Genomic DNA, 17,497 nt, shown 5'->3' on the forward strand with positions numbered 1-17,497 from the left:
CACGGCATCGTCGTCGGGCCCTCGGCGAACGTGCCTTCGCCCGACTCACGTCCTGGCGCATCATGCGCGGAGCACGCTCCTCCACCCGCCGCATCAGCCGCGCCGTTCAAGCCGACCAAGCCGTCCACGTACTACTGACCTGCGACTGTTCAGGATGAAAGAGCCCTACTGAGCTTCTCCAGAACGCGGTCGCGGAGAAGCTCGTACTCCTCGCGCAGCCTGACCATCTCGGGCGGGCGGAGAATGACGACGCCCTCGGTGACGATCTCCTCCGGACCGAACTGTTCACGGGTGAGATCGATCTCGACACCCATGCCCAGGCGGTTCCACCAGTGGTAGTCCACGCGTTCTCCGTCGACGTGGACCTCCCCCGTATCAGCTCGCCCCCCAGCAGGTCATTGAGCACCATGGCGATCACCCCGCACTGGTCCCGGGCCGGGTTGCCCCGGTACAGCGCGACCGGCACTCGGGTGTGCACGTCTCGGCACTCCAACTGCCGCGTACAGCCTGTTCGATGTCGGTGAGAAGCAACGGTGCCATGCGGGTAGTCCTGCCGACAGGCACTGCCATCGACACCGGCACCCGGGTTCCGATGCAACCCTCCACAACCCGGCCGTGTCTTACGGACATGATCAGACACCTTGCCCGGACAGGTGCGGCGCTCACCATCGCGGCCTTACTCCTGACTGCCTGCTCCGGCGACCAGGAGACCCCCGTCGCCAAGCACCCCGTCTTCGACCGAAAGCTTGGCCTCCAGGTCTACCTCGCCCTGCGCCAGACACAGAAGGCGGGCGGTGCCGACTTCGTCCAGACCATGACCTTCGAATCGAAGAAGGGCCGGGCGGTGCAAACCGTCAGCGGGCGGATGGACTTCAGGAAGGGAACGGGCGAGGCGACCACGAAGTGGCGACTGTCGAAACAGCTCCCCCGCGAAACGAAGGACACGCTCCTGGGCGCCACTCCGGGCAAGGGAAACGCCGACCCCTCGGCACGCGTCCTCGTCGACCTCCGACGCATCCACTACCGCGCCGGGTCGGCGGCGTACTGGCTCCAGTACACGACGGGCAACACCGGTCCGGACCTCGGCATCGACGGCATCGACCACCTGCGCGGATCCGAAGGACCGGTGGGCGGCACCCTCCTTGAAGGACTCGGTGCCACGGAGGCGACATCCCGGCGGACCGACGGCTCCCGGCGCACCTATGAGGCGGACATGTCCACCAGCGCCGCCGGGCAACTGTTCCCCGAGGACCTCATGCGCGAGCTGTTCACCCCCTTCCCCACCGGATCCTCCGGCAAGAGCGCCCCGATGCCGGCGACCGTCTCCGTGGACGGCCGGGGCCGCGTCACACACGTGCGAGCCGACCTCTCGACGACCCTGGGGAAGAAGGGCAGCGCGTTCGAGGACATGACCTCCCTGACCATTGACCTCCGACTCTCCGGTCACGGTGTGTCGAAGCCCGCCACGAAGCCCGACGGATCCGTCCTACCGGCCCGCGAGGCGGTCCGTTCCGCCGACTCGGTGAAGCCCGGTGGCTGCGTCGACTTCAGCACGGGCCAGCGGCTCTTGGACACCGTCGTGGACGTACCGTGCTCGGGCGCGCACGACGGCAGGGTCTTCGCCCAGAGAGCACTCGGCGCGGGCCCCTACCCGGGCAGCACGGCCACCCGGGAGAAAGCAGCCGACGCCTGCCGCGCCGCCTATGACACCGCTCCCGGGGCATGGATCTCCGGATCGGACCGGACCGGGCACTACTGGCATATGTGGCCGAATCAGAAAAAATGGGAACAAGGTGGAAGGCGTGCCAGTTGCTACGTCGTCACCACCAGGGGCACCACCTGAAGCAGGTGACGGAAGTCCGTGACCGGGCGGCCCGAAACAGGGCGGCCTGGTCACCCGCAAACGGGTGCATGTCATCCGCCGGCACAGGGCGGCAGAGGTTACTAGATGTACTGACCGGGGACGTTGATTGAGCTTGATGGAGTATGTCCCGTGCCGGTTGTCTCGGGGTCGGCGCGGCGTGTGGATGCCGAGCAGCTCACCATCGTGGGGTGCGGAGCCAATGGATGTCTTCGGAGCAGGCGGCCGCGACCTTGGGGGTGCGGTTGTCGACGCTGTATGCCTACGTGTCGCGCGGGGTGATCTCGCGGGAAGTGGCAACGGATCCTGAAGGGCAGCGGGTTTCGCGTTTCCGGCGCGATGACGTGCTGGCGCTGGCCCGGGCCCGGGATCGGCCTCGGGCGGGCGCGTGGGCGCCACTGATCGAGTCCGATGTCACGCAGTTGGACGCCTCCGGGCGACTCGCCTTCCGCGGGGTCGACGTGGCGGACTGCGCTGGATGGGGATTCGAACGGACGGCATGCCACGTACTCGACACACCGGGCGCAGTTTGGCGCGCGAACTCCGAGACCGCGACACCCGACGTGGGGCGAGCCACGGACACGATCCGCTGGACCGTGATGCAGTTGGCCGCTCAAGACGAGTTCCGTGAGCAGATTGATCCCGACCATTGCCGGGACGTTGCGACCTCAGCGGTCGCAGCCTCCACTGTGGCGTTGACCGGGCTCCGCGATGGCACGGTCGCCGAACGGCTTGCCCGCACTTGGGCGCCCGATGCTGCCGACGAGGCTTGGTATCCGGCCGTCACCCAGGCCATTGACGTGGCCCTGAGCGTCCTTGTTGACCACGAGCTCACGGCCTCCACGGTTGCCGCACGCGCTGCAGCCGGAGTCCGTACCGATCCGTGGACAGTGCTTCTCGCCGGGCTGGCTGCGATGAGCGGCCCCTTCCAAGCGGGTGCCAGCCGGGCTGCTGCGGCGGCGCTGCGTGAGTGGGATGCAGCCCGAACCGTGCCCTTGGCGCCGGTGCCGGGGTTCGGGCACAAGGTGTATGTCGGTCCTGATCCCCGCGCTGTCCTGCTCCTCGACTGCGTAGCCGCTGTGTGCCCTGCGACGGTCGAGTTGATAAACGACCTCGCTGTCCAGATGGCACGCGTGCACAGTTTGCACCCGAACATCGATGCCGCTCTGGGGGGCTTGATTCTCGCGGCGGACCTGCCCGACCACGCCGGCGAAGTCATCTTCACTCTCGCCCGCATTCCGGGCCTCATGGCTCATGCTCTCGAGGAGTACCCCCACGGACTGCGTCTGCGCCCACGAGCCCTCGCCAGATATCTCCGGCAGGTTCAGTGCCACGGCGGTGCATGTTGATCCTGTCAACGTCGACCTCAACGTGGGTGTCCCGGCATTCTCACCGGCCATGAACGGCAACACTGGAGGACATCGCGCCTCCCGTCATGACATGCACGCCATCGCCGAACGGTATCGTGCCTTCGCCACCGACCAGGCCGCTGGATCGTCCCCGACCTTGCAGCGATGGGCCGAGGCGATCGCCGAGGACACTGACCTGCTTGCGCTGCTGACCCCGCTGCCGCCCGGCAAGCAGCAGCCCAACCTGGTGTTCGCCGCAGCTCAATGGCACGGCGCACGACCCGGGGACGTGGACTCCTTACGCGAACTACTCACCACCCGGTGGACGACTGTAGAAGCCACGATCCGCGCGCGAGCGACGCAGACCAACGAGGCTGCCCGCTGCGCGGCGATCCTGCTGAGCCTGCAGTTCGTCCCCGGGGCGGTCGCCCTCCTCGAAATCGGTGCGGCCGCCGGCTTGTGCTTGATCCCGGATCAGTACTCCTACACGTTCAGCGGCGACGTCCGCCTCGACCCGGTGAGCGGGCCCAGCCCCGTCTCCATCGGCATCCACCTCGGCGATGGTCTCAAGCCCCCGGTCGCAATGCCGGACATCTCGTGGCGCGCGGGAATCGACCTGAATCCGTTGAACCCCGCCGATCCCGACACCCTCGCCTGGCTCCAGACCCTCATCTGGCCCGAGCACGAAGCCCGCCGTACACGTCTCACCGCAGCCGCCGCACTCGCCCGCCCGCAGCAGGCCTCCGGCCACCAGAGCCTGTCGTCTCAGAGCCCGGCCAGTACCGAGCGCACCGTCGAAAGATCCCCGTCCGACGCCAACCCCGCGTGGTACAGCCGCAGTTCCGTCGCGCCCAGGCGGCGGGCCTCCGCCGCGTCGGCCGCAAGAGTGGCGGGGCTGCCGCCCATGCCGGAGACGACGGTGAGGTTGGCGGCGAGGACGGTGTCCGGGCCGGCCTCCCGGGCGAAGGGGGTCAGCGAGCCGGGTCCTCCGGTACAGGGGACGACCACACCGTCGGCGACGGAGAGGATGTGCGCCGGGTCGACGCCCGCGTTGGCGCCGCAGTGGTAGGAGACCGGGTCGGCGTGCAACAACACCTGGAAGCCTTCGGGCGCTTCCTCCCGTACGGCGGCCACCGCCTCCTCCTGCAGTGTGCGGGCCGTCTCGTCGCGCCAGGCGCGGGTGACGTCCGCCGGGGTCTGGCCGAGGAGTTTCCCGACGCCCGCCCAGCCGCCGTCGGAGGGCGCCCCCTGCCACACCGGCTCCAGTGCGGTGCGTACGGAGGCGGCGAGCTCGTCGGCGTCCAGGCCGTGGGTGCCGTAGCCGTCGCGGCAGGACGGGCAGAAGCAGAGGGACATCAGGTACTGCCCGGCGTCCCCGAGGCCGACCCCGGCGGTCTTGTCGTGGGCGTGCAGGTGGGCCAGTCCGTACCAGCCGAGGGACTCCAGTTCGGTGCCGCGGGCGCCGGGGCGGACCGCCGCTTCGGCGGCGAGGTCGGTCAGGTAGGCGCGGGTGGCCGGCTGGGCGACGCACGGCGCCCAGGGGTAACGGTCGCCGTAGGCGTTGACCACCGAGGTGTCCGGATGCTCCGCGCCCAGGCGGGAGTTGTGGGCGAGCACGACCCAGGTGTGCACCTCCAGGCCCGCGTCCGTGAGCGCTGCCGCCGCCTCGCCGAAGGCGTCGCCGGGCGCCCAGTCACCGGCCGGACAGGGGCGCAGGGCGCGGCCGGACCAGCGGTCCTCCCCCACCGGGTAGAGCACGGCGGCGTGTCCGGCGGTGACGACGCGGTGGCGCGGGTGACGGGGGGTCAGCGCGCGGGTGGAGTGGTAGGCGGAGGCGAGGGTCACCTGCGCCGTGCCGAGCGCGGCGATCCGCGCGGGGGCCTCCGGGTCCCCGTTGACGTCCCAGGGATAGACGAACGCCGATGCCTTCACCGGTCCTCCTCGAGCAGCGCGAGTCCCCGCTCGATCAGTTGAGCGAGCTGCTTGACATGATCCCCCGCGGGTTCGTGCAGCGGCGGCCGCACCTCCCCCACGTCCAGGCCGCGCATCCGGACGCCGGCCTTGACGAGGGAGACGGCGTACCCGTGACCCTTGGCTCGCAGTTCGACGAACGGCCGGTAGAAGCCGTCGATCAGACGGTTCACGCCGGCCTCGTCGCCGGTGCGCAGGGCGGTGTGGCAGGCGAGGGCGATCTCGGGCACGAAGCAGAACACCGCGGACGAGTACAGGGTGATGCCCAGGCCCCGGTAGGCGGGCTGGGTGAGTTCGGCGGTGGGCAGCCCGTTGAAGTAGAGGAAGTCCCCGGGGTCCGCCGCGCGGACGGCGCTGACGGTGCGCTGCATCAGGTCGAGGTCACCGTGGCCGTCCTTGAGGCCGATGATGCCGTCGGTGCGGGCCAGCCCGGCGACGGCCTCCGGCGTGAAGACGGCGTTGTCGCGCTGGTAGACGATCACGGGCAGCGCGGTGGCCGCGGCGATCTCCCGGTAGTGCCGCAGCAGTCCCTCCTGACCCGCCTTGACCAGGTACGGCGGCATGGCGAGCAGCCCGTCGGCCCCGGCGTCCCCGGCGAGCCGGGCGTAGCGGACCGCGAGCGCGGTGCCGTAGCCGGCGCCCGCGACCACCGGTACGCGCCCCTCGGTGGCCTCCACGGCGGCCCGGACGCAGCTCTCGAACTCCTCCGGCGTCAGCGCGTGGAACTCCCCGGTCCCGCAGGCGGCGAACACCGCGGCGGCCCCGGCCTCCACCCCGCGCCGCACATGCAGCCGGTAGGTGTCGAGATCGACGGCGCCGTCCGGCCCGTACGCGGTGACCGGGAAGAACAACGGCCCGCTGGGGACTTCGAGTCGGGCGGCGAGAGGGGCTGAGGTCACGAGCTCTCCCTGGTCCATATTCTTGATTCATGTCCATATCCCTGAACGGCCCCCACGCTAAGGCGCCCCGGGGACGCCGGTCAAGCACCGCGTCGGGCCGCACAACAGCCAATTCCCGCGTTCGGCGGGACGTCGCGCGGCAGCCGCGGGATACTTGACGGGCCACGGACCATCTCCTTAGCGTGTCCACGCATATGAATGTTGTGCGCCCACCTGCACGGGCGCCTCGTCCGGCGCCGCAAGGAGACCCGAGGATGCCCGCTCCCCGCACCGTTCTGCTCACCGGCGCCGCCGGCGGCCTCGGCACCCTGATGCGGGACCTGCTCCCCGAATACGGCTACACGCTGCGCCTGTTCGACCTGCGCCCCGTCGACGGCGAACCCGACGCGATCGTCGCGGACCTCGCCGACAGGGACGCCGTACGCGAGGCCGTCCGCGGGGTCGACGCGATCGTGCACCTCGCGGGCATCTCGCTGGAGTCCTCCTTCGAGAAGATCCTCAAGGCCAACATCGAGGGCACCTACCACCTGTACGAGGCGGCCCGCGAGGAAGGGGTGGGGCGCGTCGTCTTCGCCTCCTCCAACCACGCCACCGGCTACACCCCGCGTCCGCGGGGCGACGATCCCCTCATCACCGTCGGCACCCCGCACCGCCCGGACACCTTCTACGGCCTGTCCAAGTGCTTCGGCGAGGACCTCGCCCAGCTCTACTGGGAGAAACACGGCCTGGAGACCGTCTCCGTGCGCATCGGCTCCTGTTTCCCCGAGCCGACCAGCGTGCGCATGCTCTCGCTGTGGATGAGCCCCGGCGACGGCGCGCGCCTCCTCCACGCGGCGCTGACCGCCGAGAACGTCGGGCACACCGTGGTCCACGGCTCCTCCGCCAACACCCGCCTGTGGTGGGACCTCACCTCCGCGCGGGCGCTCGGCTACGAGCCGCGCGACGACTCCGAGCCGTACGCGGCCAAGCTGATCGCCGAGCAGGGCGAGCCGGCCCCGGACGATCCGGCGCACGACCGCCTGGGCGGCCACTTCGTCACCGACCCGCCCCTCTGGCCGTACTGACCGGCCACCGCGGCGGATTTCACGACACTCACAGGAGCGGACGGGCACCGAACGGGCCCGTCCGCTCCAGCATTCGGGCATCCACCCTGCCCGAACCCACGTCGGGGCCCGCGGGCATGCAGGTCGAAGACGGGCAACCATCGCGCCAAACGGGCACAAGCGGGCAGCATCGGATCCGTAACAGGCCTGTTCAGCAGTCGAGCACCGCTGTACAACTTGCCCCATGGACGCCACCGGGCCCGAACGGGCAGCTCCGCTCGGCCGGACGGAGGCGATCAGGCAAGGAAGACCGTACGGAAGCGGGTGTCGGCGATGACGACGGCCAGAGCGGCGAAGACCGCCGAGGAGCGCCAGCGCGAGATCGTTCTCCTGGCACGGGCCACCGGCTCGGTCGAGGTCACCGCGCTCGCCACCGAGCTGGGCGTGGCCCGGGAGACCGTCCGGCGGGACCTGCGCGTCCTGGAGGACCACGGACTGCTCCGCCGCACCCATGGCGGCGCCTGCCCGGTGGAGAGCGCGGGCTTCGAGACGACCCTGGCCTTCCGCGCCACCAGCCACGTACCCGAGAAGCGCAGGATCGCGGCCGCCGCGGCCGAGCTGCTCGGGGACGCGGAGACGGTCTTCGTCGACGAGGGCTTCACCCCGCAGCTCATCGCCGAGGCCCTGCCCCGCGACCGGGCGCTGACCGTGGTGACCGCCAGCCTGCCGACCGCCGGCGCCCTGGCCGAGGCCGAGAACGTCTCCGTCCTGCTGCTCGGCGGCCGGGTCCGCCCCGGGACGCTGGCGACCGTCGACCACTGGACCACGAGGATGCTGGCCGGATTCGTCATCGACCTGGCGTACATCGGCGCCAACGGCGTCTCCCGCGAACACGGCCTGACCACCCCGGACCCGGCGGTCAGCGAGGTGAAGGCGCAGGCCATCCGTTCGGCGCGGCGCACCGTCTTCGCCGGGGTGCACACCAAGTTCGGCGCGGTCAGCTTCTGCCGCTTCGCCGAGATCGGCGCCCTGGACGCCATCGTCACCAGCACCCTGCTCCCCGCCTCCGAGGCCCACCGCCACTCCCTGCTCGGCCCCCAGGTCATCCGCGTCTGACCACCGGGGTGCCCGCCGCACCACCACGTCCCCGCAACCCCGCTTTCCGCAGCACCGGGTCCGCCACCCACCGCGGGCCCGCACAACCCACAGCTCCCGCTTTGTCCCCATACGACCAGGAGTACCGCATGCGAACCGAGAGCCGACGCATACCCCGTTCCCTCTTCGCAGTGGCCGCGTCAGCGGCGCTGATCACCCCGCTCGCCGCCTGTTCGGGCGCCGGCGGGTCCGGAGGATCGTCCGACGGCCGTTCCATCAACGTCCTGATGGTGAACAACCCGCAGATGGTCGATCTGCAGAAGCTCACCGCCGACAACTTCACCAAGGACACCGGCATCAAGGTGAACTTCACGGTGCTGCCGGAGAACGACGTCAGAGACAAGATCAGCCAGGACTTCGCCAACCAGGCCGGCCAGTACGACGTCGCGACACTCAGCAACTACGAGATCCCGATCTACGCCAAGAACGGCTGGCTGCACACCCTGGACTCCTACGTCGAGGGCGACACCGCCTTCGACCAGGACGACATCCTGCCGCCGATGACCAAGGCCCTCACCGCCGAGGACGGCAAGCTCTACGGCGAGCCGTTCTACGGCGAGTCCTCCTTCCTGATGTACCGCAAGGACGTCCTCGAGAAGGAAGGACTGACCATGCCCGAGAAGCCCACCTGGAAGCAGGTCGCCGACCTCGCCGGGAAGGTGGACACCGCGAACCCCGGTATGAAGGGCATCTGCCTGCGCGGCCTGCCCGGCTGGGGCGAGGTCATGGCCCCGCTGACCACGGTGGTGAACACCTTCGGCGGTACCTGGTTCGACGAGGACTGGACGCCCCGCCTGGACTCCGATGAGTTCAAGGAGGCCACGCAGTTCTACGTCGACCTGGTCCGCGAGCACGGCGAGGCCGGCGCGGCCCAGGCCGGCTACGCCGAGTGCCTGAACAACATGACCCAGGGCAAGACCGCCATGTGGTACGACGCCACGGCCGGCGCCGGCTCCCTGGAGGCCGACGGCTCCCCGGTCAAGGGCAAGATCGGCTACGTCCCCGCGCCGGTCGAGAAGACCGACAGCTCGGGCTGGCTCTACACCTGGGCCTGGGGCATCCAGAAGGCGTCCGACAACGCCGACGACGCCTGGAAGTTCATCTCCTGGGCGTCCGGCAAGGAGTACGAGAAGCTCGTCGGCGAGAAGGTCGGCTGGTCCAGCGTCCCGGCCGGCAAGCGCGCCTCGACCTACGACATCCCGGACTACCGCGAGCAGGCCGCCGCCTTCGCGGACGTCACCCGGGACGCCATCGCGAGCGCCAAGCCCGAGGACCCGGGGGTGCAGCCCCGGCCCGCGCCCGGCATCCAGTTCGTCGGCATCCCCGAGTTCACCGACCTCGGCACCAAGGTCTCCCAGGAGATCAGCTCCGCCATCGCCGGACGCCAGTCGGTGGACAGCGCCCTGGACAAGGCCCAGAAGCTCGCCGAGGCCGTCGCCGAGAAGTACGAGGCGTCATGACCCTGACGAAGACGGACCGGGCCGCCGCCGCTCCCCAGCGGCCGGCGGCCCCGCCGCCGAACCGCATGCGCGCCTGGGCCACCCGCGCCCCACTGCTGCCCGCGCTGATCTTCATGATCGTCGTGACGCAGCTGCCCTTCGTGGCCACGCTGGTGATCTCGTTCCTCGACTGGAACGCGCTCTACCCCGACGACCGCAGCTTCGCCGGCTTCTCCAACTACGGTGACGTGCTGAGCGACCCCGCCCTGCGGAAGTCGATCTGGACCACCATCCTGCTCACCGTCACCGTGGTACTGGTCAGCCTGCTCCTCGGTCTCCTGCTCGCGCTGCTCCTCGACCGCCGCTTCCGCGGCCGGGCCGTGGTGCGCACCATGCTCATCGCCCCGTTCCTGCTGGTGCCGGTCGCCGCCGCGCTGCTGTGGAAGCACGTGCTGTTCAACCCCGAGTACGGCCTGTTCAACGGCATCCTGCACGCCATCGGCGGGGACGGTGCGGCGCAGCCGGACTGGATCTCCGAGATGCCGCTGATAGCGGTGGAGGCATCGCTGATCTGGCAGTGGACGCCGTTCATGATGCTGATCCTGCTCGCCGGACTGCAGAGCCGCGACTCCCAGCTGATCGAGGCCGCCCGGATGGACGGCGCGAGCGACTGGCAGGTGTTCGTCCACATCACGCTGCCGCATCTGCGCCGCTATCTCGAACTGGGCGTGCTGCTCGGCTCCATCTACATCGTGCAGAACTTCGACGCGGTGTTCACGATCACCTCCGGAGGGCTGGGCACCGCCAACCTGCCGTACACGATCTACCAGACCTTCTACCAGGCCCACGAGAACGGTCTCGCCTCCGCGGCCGGCGTCATCGTCGTGATCGGCTCGATCATCCTGGCGATCTTCGCGCTGCGCGTCGTGTCGTCGCTGTTCCGTGAGGAGGGGTCCCGCTGATGGCCACCGTCACCACCACTCCGGCCGCCACCACCGCAACGGCCCGGCGTCCCGGGCCGGGCGGCAGGCTCCGGGAGAGTGCCCTGGGCATCGTCGCCTGGCTGGCCGGTCTCGTCTTCGTGGCGCCCCTGCTGTGGATGCTCCTCACGTCCTTCCACTCCGAGGCCGACGCGGCGACCAACCCGCCCTCGGTGACCGCCCCGCTGACGCTGGACAGCTACCGCGAGTTCTTCGGACTGACCGGCGGCGCCAGCCCCTGGCCGGCGATGATCAACTCCATGACCGCCTCGGTGGTCTCCACGCTGCTGACCCTGCTCCTTGCCGTGCCCGCCGCGTACGCGCTCTCCATCCGGCCGGTGAAGAAGTGGACCGATGTCCTGTTCTTCTTCCTCTCCACCAAGATGCTGCCGCTGGTGGCCGGCCTGCTGCCGATCTACCTCTTCGCGAAGAACACCGGCCTGCTCGACAACATCTGGGCGCTGGTCATTCTCTACACGGCGATGAACCTGCCGATCGCGGTGTGGATGATGCAGTCCTTCCTCGCCGAGGTGCCGGTCGAGATCATCGAGGCGGCCCAGATCGACGGGGCGAGACTGCCGACGGTCCTGGGCCGCGTGGTCGCCCCGATCGCCCTGCCCGGCATCGCGGCGACGGCGCTGATCTGCTTCATCTTCAGCTGGAACGAACTGCTGTTCGCCCGGGTACTGACAGGCGTGGTCGCCGAGACCGCCCCCGTCTTCCTCACCGGCTTCATCACCAGCCAGGGCCTCTTCCTGGCCAAGGTGTGCGCCGCCTCGCTCGTCATCTCCCTGCCGGTGCTCGCCGCGGGGTTCGCCGCCCAGGACAAACTCGTCCAGGGCCTGTCGTTGGGAGCCGTCAAATGAAGGCCGCCGTCATCGAGTCCGTGGGCAAGGCCGTCGTCGCCGAGGTCCCGGACCCGACGCCAGGACCCCGCGACGTCGTCGTGGAGGTCGCGGCCTGCGGGCTGTGCGGTACGGATCTGCACATCCTCCAGGGCGAGTTCGCCCCCGAGCTGCCGATCGTGCCCGGCCACGAGTTCGCCGGCGAGGTCGTCGGCGTCGGCTCCCTGGTCACCGAGCTCGCGCTCGGCGACCAGGTGGCGGTGGACCCCTCCCTGTACTGCCACGAGTGCCGCTACTGCCGCGTCGGCCACAACAACATGTGCGAGCGGTGGGCGGCGATCGGCGTCACCACGGCGGGCGGCGCCGCCCAGTACGCGGTGGCTCCGGTGGCGAACTGCGTCAAACTCCCCGAGCACGTACGCACCCAGGACGCCGCGCTGATCGAGCCGCTGTCCTGCGCGGTGCGCGGCTACGACGTGCTCCAGTCGCGCCTCGGCGCGCACGTCCTGATCTACGGCTCCGGAACCATGGGGCTGATGATGCTGGAGCTGGCCAAGCGGACCGGCGCGGCGAGCGTCGACATGGTGGACCTGAATCCGGCGCGGCTGGAGACGGCACGGCGGCTGGGGGTCACCGGGTCGGCGGCGAACCCGGACGAACTCGACCGGCCGCAGGGGTGGGACCTGGTGATCGACGCGACGGGAAACGCCGCGGCGATCCAGGACGGGCTGGACCGGGTGGCGAAGGCCGGCACCTTCCTGCAGTTCGGGGTCGCGGACTACGCGACGCGGGTGCAGATCGATCCGTACCGGATCTACAACCAGGAGATCACGATCACCGGGTCGATGGCCGTGCTGCACAGCTACGAGCGGGCGGCGGAGCTGTTCGCCGGGGGTGTACTGGACCCGGACGTCTTCATCAGCGACCGTCTCCCGCTGGACCGGTACCCGCAGGCCCTGGACCAGTTCGCGGCGGGTGTGGGCCGGAAGATCGTGGTGGTCCCCTGACCTCCCGGCCCACCGCTCCGGGCGAGGGGCGGGCACGTTCCGGGGCCCGGCGGCGGAGCCGCTGAGGACGGGGCGGGGCTGTCCCCGGGAAAACCCCTGGGCCACCCCGCCCCCGCCGCCGTACGATCCCCGGCATGGCCAGACCGAGCGGCTTCGCCTACGAGGCCCACACCGGCGGCACCGTCCGCATCACCCACCACCACCGCCCCGCCACCACCCTCCACGGCGACCGGGCCGCCCGGTTCCTCAGCGAGGTCACCACCGCCCCCGACCCCCAGCTCGTCATGGCCCGCTGGACGGGGAACTACAAGCGCGGCAACGAGCGGACCGCCCGGAACCACCCCCGCAACCGCCGCTGAGCCCGGCCGGAAACCGACTGCGCCATACGGGCCACAGGTAAGGGAACGGCAAAACGGTCCCGCTCGTTCACCCGGCATGACAGCTATGACCCCCGGCTCGAACATCCCCCTCCCCACCGCCCGCGTGACGGTGGACGTCGCCGCTCCGGTGCGGCTCGACGTATCGGGCCTGCTGCTCACCGCCGATGGCAAGGTGCGCTCCGACGACGACTTCATCTTCTACAACCAGCCCGCCGGCCCCGGCGTGACCTACCGCTCCGGCGGCGGCACCGCCCCCGACGCCATCACGGTCGACACCAGCGCCGTGCCCCCCGGCATCGAGAAGGTCGTCGTCACCGCGAGCCCCGACGCCGCGGGCCAGACCTTCCAGGGCATCGAGCCGACGGCCACCCTCCGCGACGCGGACACCGGCGCCGTCCTGGCCTCGTTCACTCCCCCGGGGCTCGGCTCCGAGACGGCCCTGGTGGTCGTCGAGGTCTATCTGCGCAACGGCGTCTGGAAGGCCCGCGCCGTCGGCCAGGGCTACGCCGACGGCCTCGCCGGCATCGCCACCGACTTCGGCGTCACGGTCGAGGAACCGGCCGCCCCCGCCCAGCCGGCGGCACCTCCCGCCCCGCCGGTGGCCGCACCGCAGGCACCCCCCGTTGCGGCCGCCCCCGCCGCGCCCCCGGCACCGCCCGCCGCGGCCCCCGGCACCGGGAAGATCAACCTCGACAAGGGCCGGGTCAGCCTCCAGAAGAACCAGACCGTCTCGCTGATGAAGGGCGGCCGCCCGCTGCTCTCCCAGGTCACGATGGGCCTGGGCTGGGAGCCGGCCTACCGGGGCAAGGACATCGACCTCGACGCCTCGGTCATCGCCTTCGGCCCGCAGCGCAACCACATCGACAGCTGCTACTTCGGCAAGCTCCAGATCGTGGGCGGCGCGGTCCGCCACTCCGGCGACAACCTCACCGGAGAGGGCGGCGGGGACGACGAGACGATCATCGTCGACCTCGGCCGGCTCCCCATGGAGGTCTCCGGCCTGGTCTTCACGGTCAACTCCTTCTCCGGCCAGAAGTTCACCGAGGTCGCCAAGGCCTACTGCCGCCTCCTGGACACCACCACCGGGGAGGAACTGGTCCGCTTCGACCTCACGGGCGCCGAACCGCAGACGGGCGTGATGATGGCGAAGCTGATCCGCCAGTTCTCCGGCGAGTGGGAGATGACCGCGATGGGCGACTTCGTGAAGGGGCGCACGGTTCGCAGCATGGTGAAGCCCGCCGCCCAGTCGCTGTAGCCGCGGGAGCGGGACACCGGGCGTCCCGGTCACGAGACGCCCGGTGTCACCTCATCCCGCCGCCGCCCACGGCCAGTCGGCGTCCCGCCCGGCCTCGAGCAGCGGAATCATCCGGAAGGCGGCGTCCGACAGACCACCGAAGGTGTGCCGGTTCTCCTACATGTGACCCGCTGCTCTAACGCCGCTGCCGCTTCCAGGGCCCCGTGACGGCGAGCATGATCCCCGGCTCCTGGATGTTGGCGTACAGGGTCCTGCCGTCCGGGGAGAAGGTCACGCCGGTGAACTCGCTGTACTCCGGCTCCTCCTCGGTACCGATGTTCAGTTCGTTGCGGGCGATGGGGTAGGTGCGTCCGCTGTCGGTGGCCCCGAACAGGTGCTGGGCGCCGTCGCCGTCCTCGGCGATGATCAGGCCGCCGTACGGCGAGACGGTGATGTTGTCCGGGCCGTCGAAGGAGCCGTCCCTCGCCGGGTCCCGGTCGGCGCCGAGCAGCACCTTCAGTGTCAGGGTGCGGCGCCTGGGGTCGTAGAACCAGACCTGGCCGTCGTGCTGCTCGGGGCTCTCGTCGCGGGCGTAGGAGGAGACGAGGTACGCCCCGCCGTCGCCCCACCACATGCCCTCCAGTTTCCGGCCGCGGGTGACCTCGCCGGGACCGAACTGCTCACGGACCGCCACCTCGCGGGCGTCGCGGTCGGGCACGTCCACCCAGTCGACGCCGTACACGGTGCCGGTCCTGGTGGCCCGGGAGAGGTCGTCGACGTACCGGCCGCCGGAGTCGTAGCACGTGGGCGCCTGGAGGACACCCGCGTCGTCGGCGAGGGCGCGGAACCTGCCGGGGCCGTGGCGGAAGCCCTGCGGCGGGGTCCAGCGGTAGAAGAGGCCGTTGGGCTCGTCGGCGTCCTCGGTGAGGTAGGCGTGGCCGCGCCTGGGGTCGATGACGACGGCCTCGTGGTCGTAGCGGCCGAGGAACTTCAGCGGCCTGGGGTCCAGGTTGGCGCGCCGGTCGGCGGGGTCGACCTCGAAGACGTAGCCGTGGTCCCTGGTCATCCCGTTCTCGCCGGCCCGGTCGGAGTTCTCCTCGCAGGTGAGCCAGGTGCCCCAGGGGGTGCTGCCGCCCGCGCAGTTGTCGGCCGTGCCGGCGATGCCGACCCATTCGGCGACGGCGCCGTCGGGGCGCACCTCGACGATCGTGCAGCCGCCGGGTGCGGCCGGGTCGTAGACCAGGCCCTCGGTGAGCGGCACCGGGAACTCGGCCTCGTCGCGCGGGCCGTCCATCTCGTGGTTGTTGACCAGGAGGACGCTGCCGCGCGGGCCGGGGAAGGCGGCCGTTCCGTCGTGCTCGGCGGGCGTGAACTCACCGGACTCCAGGCGGGTCCTGCCGGCGTGGGTGAGGACGCGGTAGGTGAACCCCGCGGGCAGGGCGAGGAGCCCTTCCGGGTCCGGCACGAGCGGTCCGTAGCCGGCGCCCCCGTGCCGGCCGGCCGCCTCCCCGGCGACGTCGGCGGAGGCGAGCGCGTGGGGCGCGGAGGCGAGGGCGCCGGCCGTGCCCGCCAGCGCGATCCCGGCGCCGGTGAGGGCGGACGTTCTGGCGAAGTCCCTGCGGGTGAGCGGCATGCCGGCTCCAGGTGAGGGTGGGCGGACCGTGGCGGTGCGCACGTCACGCTTCCGCCCTCACCTGAACGCCGGTCGAACGGCGGGGGTCACGGCACCTCTCGGGTCCGTGAAACTCAGCCCCCGTGCTGGGACCGGGCCTTGAACGCGGCCTTCCGCGCCTCCTTCGCCACCTTCTTGTCCGGGTGCAGCCGCCCCATGGCCTCCAGTACGTCCGCCGTGGCCGGGTGGCCCACCCGCCAGGCGGTGTCGAAGAAGCCGCTGTGCTGCTGGGCCAGCCCTTCCACCAGGGAGCGCAGCTCCTCGGAGTTGCCCTCCGCGGCGAGCTGGGCGGCGACCGTGTCGATGGTCAGCCAGAAGATGAGGGCCTCGGAGGGCGGCGGTACGTCGGCCGCTCCGTGCTCGGCCAGCCACACCCGCGCCAGTCCGCCCAGTTCGGGATCGTCCAGGACTTCCCGCAGGGCGGGTTCGGCCGACGCGCCGACGAGTGACAGCGCCTGCTGGCAGCGCAGCCGCCGCAGGGGCGCGCCCTCGTCGGCGCCGCGGGCGGCGGCGAGCAGCTCGCGCGCCGACTCGAGGGGCTGCCGCCGGGCGAGCCACTGCTCGGTCTCCGCGTGGGCGGCCGCCGGCGGGAAGACGGCCGTGCCGTCGAGCAGCGCGTCGGCTCCCTTGTCGGCGAGGTCACCGACCGCGGGCGCCTCGAATCCGGCCTCCAGCAGCCGGGCGTGCAGGCCGTAGAGGCCGAGCGGGGTGAGCCGCACCATGCCGTAGCGGGACACGTCCGTGTCGTCGTCCGGTGCGGCGGGCTCCTCGTCGGCGTCGGCCATCAACGCCTCGTCGACCGGCTGGTACTCCACGACGCCGACCGGCTCGAGCATGCGGAACTGGTCGTCCAGCCGCATCATGGCGTCGGAGACCTGCTCCAGGACGTCGTTGGTGGGCTCGGGCATGTCGTCGGGCACGATCACCGACGCGGCCAGCGCGGGCAGCGGCACGGGCGCTCCGCCGGGGGTTTCCGCCCCGACCGTCAACAGGTAGAGGTTGCCGAGCACTCCGTCCAGGAAGTCGGCCTCGGCCTCGGGGTCGAAGTCGAGTGCGCCGAGGTCGGGTTCCCCGGAGCCCTCGCTTCCGGCGAGGGCGTCGAGAAGTCCGTCCAGATCCGGGACGCTCGCGTCGCCGATCAGCGTCTCCAGGGCGGCGAGCCACACCTCCAGCACGTCCTGCGGGGATCCCCCGGTCAGCAGCGCCAGTTCGGCGCCCGCGGCGACCGTGCCCTGCTCCTCGTCGACGACCTCGACGAGTCCGGTGTCGACGGCGACCCGCCAGGCCTCACTGGCGTGGGCGGCGGCGTCGTCACCGGTCAGTTCGAGCTCCGCGGCGGCCGCCCGCAGTTGGTCCTCGACGAGTCCGCCACCGGCGTCCACGCGGGTCGCGGGCCCGGCCCAGCGGGCGAGCCGGGCGGCGCGGGACAGCACCGGGGTGGACAGGGCGTCGCGCGCCAGCTCCGGTTCGGGGCGCAGCCGCGCCGGCGGCAGGATGGAGCTGTCTGACATCGGCTTGTTTCTCCTAGGCCTTCTTACGACTCGGCCACTCAGCCTAGACGGATTTCCCCCCATGCCGCCCGCTTCCTCTCACCTTCCGTGACCGTACATGGCCGAAACCTTGACAAGTGGCTTGGCCAGGCTGGAGATTGACGCGCGTAGA

14 protein-coding genes and 3 pseudogenes are annotated in these 17,497 nt (G+C 70.9%); 12 read left to right on the top strand and 5 right to left on the bottom strand.

The annotated features are described in order from the left end of the window. Positions 1 to 8: 8 nt before the first annotated feature. A pseudogene (locus tag HTV45_RS34130) lies at positions 9 to 158 on the top strand (IS5/IS1182 family transposase); the annotation flags it as partial. Here HTV45_RS34130 and HTV45_RS07150 read toward each other — a convergent pair. Continuing rightward, positions 150 to 540, bottom strand: a pseudogene (locus HTV45_RS07150) (hypothetical protein). The pseudogenes HTV45_RS34130 and HTV45_RS07150 overlap by 9 nt on opposite strands. An 88-nt stretch (positions 541 to 628) precedes the next feature. On the opposite strand from HTV45_RS07150, the gene HTV45_RS07155 reads away from it, so the two are divergent. From HTV45_RS07155 to HTV45_RS34135, 3 genes and pseudogenes are all read left to right on the top strand, one after another. Beyond that, complete coding sequence (locus tag HTV45_RS07155) at positions 629 to 1,843, top strand: septum formation family protein (RefSeq protein ID WP_215204780.1); 1,215 nt, start codon at positions 629 to 631, stop codon at positions 1,841 to 1,843. A 224-nt stretch (positions 1,844 to 2,067) separates the two neighbouring features. Further along, positions 2,068 to 3,210: a citrate synthase gene (locus HTV45_RS07160; RefSeq protein ID WP_215204781.1), complete on the top strand. Its 1,143-nt coding sequence runs from the start codon at positions 2,068 to 2,070 to the stop codon at positions 3,208 to 3,210. Between the two features lie 91 nt (positions 3,211 to 3,301). Further along, positions 3,302 to 3,937 (top strand): annotated as a pseudogene (locus HTV45_RS34135) (DUF2332 family protein); the annotation flags it as partial. A gap of 38 nt (positions 3,938 to 3,975) precedes the next feature. Here HTV45_RS34135 and HTV45_RS34140 read toward each other — a convergent pair. Continuing rightward, a complete protein-coding gene (locus HTV45_RS34140) occupies positions 3,976 to 5,142 on the bottom strand; it encodes a hypothetical protein (protein WP_308309251.1) in 1,167 nt (388 codons plus the stop codon). Further along, positions 5,139 to 6,098 (bottom strand): 5-dehydro-4-deoxyglucarate dehydratase, encoded by a 960-nt coding sequence (locus tag HTV45_RS07170; protein WP_215204783.1) that lies wholly within the window; start codon positions 6,096 to 6,098, stop codon positions 5,139 to 5,141. Before HTV45_RS07170 ends, HTV45_RS34140 begins: the two co-directional genes overlap by 4 nt. 236 nt (positions 6,099 to 6,334) lie before the next feature. Here HTV45_RS07170 and HTV45_RS07175 point away from each other — a divergent pair, with 236 nt between their 5' ends. The 8 genes from HTV45_RS07175 to HTV45_RS07210 all read left to right on the top strand — a co-directional run bounded on the left by HTV45_RS07175 (position 6,335) and on the right by HTV45_RS07210 (position 14,184). After that, the gene (locus tag HTV45_RS07175; protein ID WP_215204784.1) at positions 6,335 to 7,144 is read left to right on the top strand and encodes an NAD(P)-dependent oxidoreductase; all 810 of its coding nucleotides are present in this window, start codon (positions 6,335 to 6,337) and stop codon (positions 7,142 to 7,144) included. Positions 7,145 to 7,456: 312 nt separating this feature from the next. Then, entirely contained in the window at positions 7,457 to 8,239 is a 783-nt protein-coding gene (locus HTV45_RS07180; RefSeq protein ID WP_215204785.1) for a DeoR/GlpR family DNA-binding transcription regulator, read from the top strand. Positions 8,240 to 8,367: 128 nt separating this feature from the next. Continuing rightward, complete coding sequence (locus HTV45_RS07185; protein ID WP_215204786.1) at positions 8,368 to 9,738, top strand: sugar ABC transporter substrate-binding protein; 1,371 nt, start codon at positions 8,368 to 8,370, stop codon at positions 9,736 to 9,738. Beyond that, on the top strand, positions 9,735 to 10,679 hold the full coding sequence (locus tag HTV45_RS07190; protein WP_215204787.1) for a carbohydrate ABC transporter permease: 945 nt from the start codon (positions 9,735 to 9,737) through the stop codon (positions 10,677 to 10,679). Before HTV45_RS07185 ends, HTV45_RS07190 begins: the two co-directional genes overlap by 4 nt. After that, on the top strand, positions 10,679 to 11,563 hold the full coding sequence (locus HTV45_RS07195; RefSeq protein WP_251691540.1) for a carbohydrate ABC transporter permease: 885 nt from the start codon (positions 10,679 to 10,681) through the stop codon (positions 11,561 to 11,563). Before HTV45_RS07190 ends, HTV45_RS07195 begins: the two co-directional genes overlap by 1 nt. Then, positions 11,560 to 12,549, top strand: coding sequence for a zinc-dependent alcohol dehydrogenase family protein (locus HTV45_RS07200; protein WP_215204788.1), 990 nt, complete (start codon positions 11,560 to 11,562; stop codon positions 12,547 to 12,549). The genes HTV45_RS07195 and HTV45_RS07200 overlap by 4 nt, the downstream gene beginning before the upstream one ends. A 134-nt stretch (positions 12,550 to 12,683) precedes the next feature. Then, positions 12,684 to 12,908 (top strand): hypothetical protein, encoded by a 225-nt coding sequence (locus HTV45_RS07205; RefSeq protein ID WP_215204789.1) that lies wholly within the window; start codon positions 12,684 to 12,686, stop codon positions 12,906 to 12,908. 85 nt (positions 12,909 to 12,993) lie between these two features. Then, complete coding sequence (locus tag HTV45_RS07210) at positions 12,994 to 14,184, top strand: TerD family protein (protein WP_215204889.1); 1,191 nt, start codon at positions 12,994 to 12,996, stop codon at positions 14,182 to 14,184. 175 nt (positions 14,185 to 14,359) lie between these two features. On the opposite strand, the gene HTV45_RS07215 is transcribed toward HTV45_RS07210, so the two are convergent. Then, complete coding sequence (locus tag HTV45_RS07215) at positions 14,360 to 15,796, bottom strand: alkaline phosphatase PhoX (RefSeq protein ID WP_215204790.1); 1,437 nt, start codon at positions 15,794 to 15,796, stop codon at positions 14,360 to 14,362. A 113-nt stretch (positions 15,797 to 15,909) separates the two neighbouring features. Then, entirely contained in the window at positions 15,910 to 17,346 is a 1,437-nt protein-coding gene (locus HTV45_RS07220; RefSeq protein ID WP_215204791.1) for a hypothetical protein, read from the bottom strand. Between the last annotated feature and the right edge of the window lie 151 nt (positions 17,347 to 17,497).

It is taken from the genome of Streptomyces sp. CHD11 (assembly GCF_018638295.1).
GTDB lineage: Bacteria > Actinomycetota > Actinomycetes > Streptomycetales > Streptomycetaceae > Streptomyces.

Excerpts from the sequence above, each read along its gene's own strand:
- HTV45_RS07215 (WP_215204790.1), bottom strand. The coding sequence starts at position 15,796 with ATGCCGCTCACCCGCAGGGACTTCGCCAGAACGTCCGCCCTCACCGGC.
- HTV45_RS07210 (WP_215204889.1), top strand. The coding sequence starts at position 12,994 with ATGACCCCCGGCTCGAACATCCCCCTCCCCACCGCCCGCGTGACGGTG.
- HTV45_RS07200 (WP_215204788.1), top strand. The coding sequence starts at position 11,560 with ATGAAGGCCGCCGTCATCGAGTCCGTGGGCAAGGCCGTCGTCGCCGAG.
- HTV45_RS07180 (WP_215204785.1), top strand. The coding sequence starts at position 7,457 with ATGACGACGGCCAGAGCGGCGAAGACCGCCGAGGAGCGCCAGCGCGAG.
- HTV45_RS07175 (WP_215204784.1), top strand. The coding sequence starts at position 6,335 with ATGCCCGCTCCCCGCACCGTTCTGCTCACCGGCGCCGCCGGCGGCCTC.
- HTV45_RS07205 (WP_215204789.1), top strand. The coding sequence starts at position 12,684 with ATGGCCAGACCGAGCGGCTTCGCCTACGAGGCCCACACCGGCGGCACC.
- HTV45_RS07220 (WP_215204791.1), bottom strand. The coding sequence starts at position 17,346 with ATGTCAGACAGCTCCATCCTGCCGCCGGCGCGGCTGCGCCCCGAACCG.
- HTV45_RS07190 (WP_215204787.1), top strand. The coding sequence starts at position 9,735 with ATGACCCTGACGAAGACGGACCGGGCCGCCGCCGCTCCCCAGCGGCCG.
- HTV45_RS07155 (WP_215204780.1), top strand. The coding sequence starts at position 629 with ATGATCAGACACCTTGCCCGGACAGGTGCGGCGCTCACCATCGCGGCC.
- HTV45_RS07185 (WP_215204786.1), top strand. The coding sequence starts at position 8,368 with ATGCGAACCGAGAGCCGACGCATACCCCGTTCCCTCTTCGCAGTGGCC.
- HTV45_RS07160 (WP_215204781.1), top strand. The coding sequence starts at position 2,068 with ATGTCTTCGGAGCAGGCGGCCGCGACCTTGGGGGTGCGGTTGTCGACG.
- HTV45_RS07195 (WP_251691540.1), top strand. The coding sequence starts at position 10,679 with ATGGCCACCGTCACCACCACTCCGGCCGCCACCACCGCAACGGCCCGG.
- HTV45_RS07170 (WP_215204783.1), bottom strand. The coding sequence starts at position 6,098 with ATGGACCAGGGAGAGCTCGTGACCTCAGCCCCTCTCGCCGCCCGACTC.